At 35.1% G+C, this 5,202-nt stretch carries 6 protein-coding genes, 1 tRNA gene and 1 pseudogene; 3 read left to right on the forward strand and 5 right to left on the reverse strand.

Annotated features, from left to right (window positions below; genetic code table 11):
* Positions 1-522 (forward strand): group II intron maturase-specific domain-containing protein (locus OZD63_RS00955; protein ID WP_274979842.1); only part of this gene is annotated, 522 nt, incomplete at its 5' end.
* A 154-nt stretch (positions 523-676) separates the two neighbouring features.
* Positions 677-1,078: pseudogene (locus tag OZD63_RS00960) on the forward strand (ankyrin repeat domain-containing protein); the annotation flags it as partial.
* 84 nt (positions 1,079-1,162) lie between these two features.
* Here OZD63_RS00960 and OZD63_RS00965 read toward each other — a convergent pair.
* The 5 genes from OZD63_RS00965 to OZD63_RS00985 all read right to left on the reverse strand — a co-directional run bounded on the left by OZD63_RS00965 (position 1,163) and on the right by OZD63_RS00985 (position 4,847).
* A complete protein-coding gene (locus OZD63_RS00965) occupies positions 1,163-1,582 on the reverse strand; it encodes a YqaA family protein (RefSeq protein WP_182320063.1) in 420 nt (139 codons plus the stop codon).
* Positions 1,583-1,588: 6 nt separating this feature from the next.
* Positions 1,589-2,962 (reverse strand): cysteine--tRNA ligase, encoded by a 1,374-nt coding sequence (gene cysS / locus OZD63_RS00970; RefSeq protein WP_274980035.1) that lies wholly within the window; start codon positions 2,960-2,962, stop codon positions 1,589-1,591.
* Positions 2,955-3,611: an exopolysaccharide biosynthesis protein gene (locus OZD63_RS00975; protein ID WP_274980034.1), complete on the reverse strand. Its 657-nt coding sequence runs from the start codon at positions 3,609-3,611 to the stop codon at positions 2,955-2,957. The genes cysS and OZD63_RS00975 overlap by 8 nt, the downstream gene beginning before the upstream one ends.
* Before the next feature lie 166 nt (positions 3,612-3,777).
* The gene (gene tatA / locus OZD63_RS00980) at positions 3,778-3,945 is read right to left on the reverse strand and encodes a twin-arginine translocase TatA (protein WP_006013840.1); all 168 of its coding nucleotides are present in this window, start codon (positions 3,943-3,945) and stop codon (positions 3,778-3,780) included.
* A 128-nt stretch (positions 3,946-4,073) separates the two neighbouring features.
* On the reverse strand, positions 4,074-4,847 hold the full coding sequence (locus OZD63_RS00985; protein ID WP_006280146.1) for an ABC transporter ATP-binding protein: 774 nt from the start codon (positions 4,845-4,847) through the stop codon (positions 4,074-4,076).
* Positions 4,848-4,995: 148 nt separating this feature from the next.
* Between OZD63_RS00985 and OZD63_RS00990 the strand changes: the two genes are divergently transcribed.
* A tRNA-Arg gene (locus tag OZD63_RS00990) sits at positions 4,996-5,072 on the forward strand.
* Positions 5,073-5,202: the final 130 nt, after the last annotated feature.

The following is a 5,202-nucleotide window of genomic DNA, read 5'->3' on the forward strand; positions in this document are numbered from 1 at the left end:
AGGTTACAAGAAGAATTAGCAAAACTAGAAGTAGAAGTAAATAAAGAAAAGACAAAGGTAGTCAATCTAAAAGAAAAAGAGACATTCAGTTTTCTAGGATTTGATTTTCGAGAGAAAATTACAAAACAAGGAAAGTGGAGGGTACAAATAACACCAAAGATGAAAACACGGACAACCTTACTTCAAAAACTGAAGGAAGTATTCCGTAGCTATAAATCACAACCAATAGGAAAGGTGATCCAAATCATTAATCCAATATTGAGAGGGTGGACAAACTACTTTAGGATAGGAAACTCAGGTCGAAGCTTTAAATACATAAAACAATGGGTAGAGAAGAAAGCAAGACGCAATCTGATGCAAGCCAGAAAAGCAAAAGGATTTGGCTGGAAAAGGTGGAGTAGCAAATGGATATACGAGACTCTTGGTCTATATTCGGACTATAGAATAAGATATTACGTCCCGAAAGCCTTACCAGCACAATATGCTATAAACTTTGGTAAAGAATCTACTAGGAAAGCGTAGTGCGGGAAAACCGCATGCTGCGTTGATGAGGCGGGAGCTGGAAACGTAAACACGGGAATTTTGGATTGAGGCCCAGGATGAAAATAATGGATCAGCCACTAAACCCTAAAGAGGCGCGCCAGTTCTCGACCCTACTAAAAAAAATGCTAATGTTAATGCTAAGGATGAAAATGGTAGTACTCCGTTGTACCTTGCTTCTATGAAGGGAAAAGCTGATGTAGTTAAGGTACTATTAAAGTACGATGCAGACGTTAACGCTGAAAATAATAATGGAATAACAGTATTACACTGTGCTACTATAGGCAAAAACTTAGCAGTAGTAGAACATCTTATTGAAAGAGGTGCTGAGGTTAATGCTAAAAGCAGGTATGGAGGCACTACATTGTGCTTAGCTGCTATGACGGGAAATGTTGACATAGCTAAGGTGCTACTAAAACACAACGCGGACGTTAACGCCAAAAATAATGAAGGAAAGACAGCATTGTATTATGCAGCTAAATATAATCACCAAGAGCTTGTGGAATTGCTTTTAGCTTATGGTGCATCCTATTACTAGAAATTTGCATTTAATTTATAGCTCCGCTTCTATCAGGGCATAGGATGACAGAAGTGGGCTTTAATAGCTGTAGTACTATAGCTGTTATACTCCAAAAGTAAGTATTAGATATAACAAATAGAAGAAATTAGATAGAATGATTAAAGGGGCAAGGATATAAAGGTTTAACTTGAAATAACCTGATAAAATTTGAATCACACTTCCAAGTGCTGGCACCCATGAAAGTAATAAAGTTGCAAAAATTAGCAAATTTTTTGTAACTTTTGGCGTTGTATATTCGTTTTCTAATTTGTGGTATGATTTTCGTATAGAGATTGTTATTCTACCTAAAGACCAGTTAACCATTCCACCAAGGCTTGATCCTAGTACTCCAAAAAATAACATAAGTAGTGGAGTGTGATACGACCTGAAATAAAGCATGGTATTGAACACAAAACCTTGATGTATGGGTAAGACTAATGATGATACTAGACTATCTGTGAATAACAGGAAGTAGTTTTCCATATGAATTTACCAGGTTGTTGTACCATCTTCATTGTCAGAAATTGTAATCCCCATTTGTTTCAACTGATTTCTTATTTTGTCTGCAGTATCGTAATTTTTATTTTTTTTTGCAATTTTTCTTAAGTCTATCAACCTTTCTATTTCTTGATGATTTACATCCACAGCAAACCACTTTTCATAACTTGACTCAAGAAGACCAATAAATCTGGCACTTTTAACAAAACTCTCAGTTAATTTAAGCTTTTCACTTTCATTACTCATTTTGTTAATTTTTGCAGCCATTTCATGTAATATAGCTAGAGCTTCAGGGATGTTTAAGTCGTTTTTTAAAGCGTCTATAAAATCTTTAGAAATCTCTGCGTTACTTTCATCAATATTTATTGTATCTAAACCACGTGATAGCCGATAAAATTTATTTAAGGTTTCCTGTGCGTCAGAAATAACGTTTTCTGTCCAATCAAGTGGTTTTCTGTAGTGAGTTTTGAGCAGTGCATAGCGTATTACTTCACCCTTTATTCCACTATCTAGCAAATCCCTTACTTTGACTATATTAAATAAGGACTTGCTCATTTTCTCTTCATTTACTGTAAGAAAACCGTTATGTATCCAGTATTTTGCAAACATTGATCCAGCAAATGCAGACTTACTCTGTGCAATTTCATTTTCATGGTGAGGAAATTGTAAATCTATGCCGCCACCATGAATATCAAAATCTTTGCCAAGATAAGCATATGACATTGCTGAGCATTCTATATGCCATCCAGGCCTGCCCTCTCCCCATGGGCTATCCCAATAACTTGAAAGTTTGTAGTCAATATCACTTGCAGGCTTCCACAGTACAAAATCTCCAGGGTGCTTTTTATTTTCATTAACTTCAACTCTGCTACCTGGAACCAATTCATCAGTTTTTTTTCCTGATAAAGCACCATACTCAGAGTAAGATTCTACGCTAAAATATACATGCTTATTGGATTCATAGGCATGACCAGATAGCAGCAAATGTTCAATTAATTTGATGATACAATCTATATTTTCTGTTGCTTTTGGTTCGTATGTTGGTTCTGCACAGTTTAGGCTTTTCATGTCTTCATGAAAAGCCCTAGTGTAGTATGTGCTGATGCTTTCTATACTACTATTTTTCTCACTTGCCACGTTGATTGTCTTGTCATCAATATCAGTTATGTTGCGCACATAAGTAACTTTGCCATAACAAAACTTGAGCAGTTGAAATAATACGTCGTAAACAACAACAGAACGTGCATTGCCTATGTGTGCCGTATCATATACTGTTGGTCCACAAACATACATCTTTACATGATCTTTGTCGATCGGTGTCAAGAGCTCTTTTTTTTTTGTTAAAGTGTTGTAAAGCCTAACCATATACGAAGCTTTTGAGAAAAGAAAATGCCCCAATGATAAGTTGTGGCCCTTTGACTACTACAACAAGAGTAAGCAATAGTCCACACAATGATATTAAAATTCCCAATATAGATAGAAACCCATCTTTACTCATAATACCAAGTGAAATAAGAGTCGTACCAATTGCAGGAATGAAGTTAGTAAGAGGTAGTGGAAGAGCTATCGATAACGCACAAAGCAGCATTATAAAAGCTAAAATTTTTTCACCGGGCCCATAGAAAATAAAAGACATTCTTGGTCTCATGAACTTTTCTATTTTTTTTAATGCTGGAGAAGTTTTTTCCACCACAAGAGCTAGTGTTGAACGCTGAAAAGATCTTCTTTCTAGCCAACTGGGCATCCAAGGAGAATCAAATCCAAATAAAAGCTGCAATGAGAATAAGATTAAAGGTATAGAAAGAATAGTTGTATAACCAGGTGGAACCGGTATAGGCACCGATAGCGGCAAGGAGAAGATGATTATTAAAATACCAAAACCGCGCTCATGCAAAGCTGTTTTAATGTCAAACAAAGTTACTTTATTGCTATCATTGTTATTGGTATCTGCAACCTCTTTTAGAATATCAGAAGCTAGTTTTTTATCTTTAGTTAGTTTCTCACTTTTTTGCACAATTATCCTTTAATAAAATATTCCTCTTAAGCTAACATAGTTGTTGCTGTATTTCAATATTTGTTATTTATTTCACACCAACACTTCATCTCTTTCATTCTTTAACCTGACTAAGTTTTTAAACAGATGACATGCACTGAGGTGCATGTCACGAAGTATGAGGACGCTAACGATCTGGTTCGTTAGACGATAATTTTTCTGAGTCCTTAAGCTCCTGTTTAAGGTTTTTGATGCCTTTTCCTAAATCACCCATAACTTGCGGTAATCTGCCTGCACCAAACAGAACTAAAATTATTATTAAGACTAGAAACAATTGCCATGGTCCTAAACTCATTTTCACCTCCATTTAAAATATTGACCTTCAAATATTAAAACTTGACTGAAGTCAAGTAACACATAGATTATATCACCTTTATTTAATTATAAATCAAGGTTTTTTAATTATTTTATAACAATCCCAAACTAGATTATTTTCTTGCAGCGAATAAGTGGAAACTTTTCGCTTAACTGTAGAGTAGAAGAGAGCTCACTAAAAAACTTTGCTAGCGTATCGTCTTTAGGCTTATGGTATATATCGCTAGAAACTCCTGATTGAATAATTTTACCATTTTTCATTACATAGATAAAATCTGCAACTTTCAATGCTTCTTGCGGGTCATGAGTTACCATTAGCACAGGGATATTTTTACTTCTAAAAAGGGACAATATATGTTGTCTTATTCGGCACTTGAGCAGTATATCCAAATTAGAAAATGGTTCATCTAACAACACAACATCAGGGTTTTGTGCCATCACTCTTGCTATTGCAACTAATTGTTGTTGTCCTCCAGATAAGGCGTTAGGGTACATATTTTCATATTTTTCTATATTGAGTAACTTCAAGATTTCCAATGCAATTAGGTGCTTTTCTCTCTTGGAAGAGCTGCGGATAGCAAAGGTTATATTTTCTACTACTGTTTTGTGAGGAAATAATGCAGAATGCTGAAAAATCAATCCGATATTTCTATGCTCTATAGCGACTGATGCCTTATTGCTCGCAACTAACCTATCATTTATAAAAATAGTTCCAGATTTTGGATTTTCTATCCCCGCAATTAATTTCAAAATTGTTGACTTGCCGCAGCCAGAATGCCCCAATAAACATGCAACATTTCCTTTCTTTACTTTAATGTTTATATTGCTTAAAGCAAAGTCGTTTTGATTGTTATAGAAATAACCAATATTGTTAACTAGCATTAATCTTACTTAAACCATGTTATTAAATATAATAGCATTATACTCAAGAAGTACAGAAATGTTTTTTGTCGTCATAAATTGGTTATGCAAGAAATCTAGAAAAGAGAAGGATTTTTTGCTATAACTTTGCATAAATGGTAGGAAACACGGGACTATAGCTCAGCAGGATAGAGCGTTGGACTCCTAATCCGAAGGTCGTGCGTTCGAATCGCACTAGTCCCACCACATTGCTTCACAAATTTTATGGAGATTTTTTTTCACAAATACGCACACCTTTTTTTGCGGTTTTAAGAACCTGTTTAAAATCTTCGTAATAGGAGAGAAATGAAGGAAAGGACAATCATTTGCAAGCTGG

Origin of the sequence: Wolbachia endosymbiont of Drosophila leontia (genome assembly GCF_028981785.1) — a bacterium.
Lineage (GTDB): Bacteria > Pseudomonadota > Alphaproteobacteria > Rickettsiales > Anaplasmataceae > Wolbachia > Wolbachia pipientis.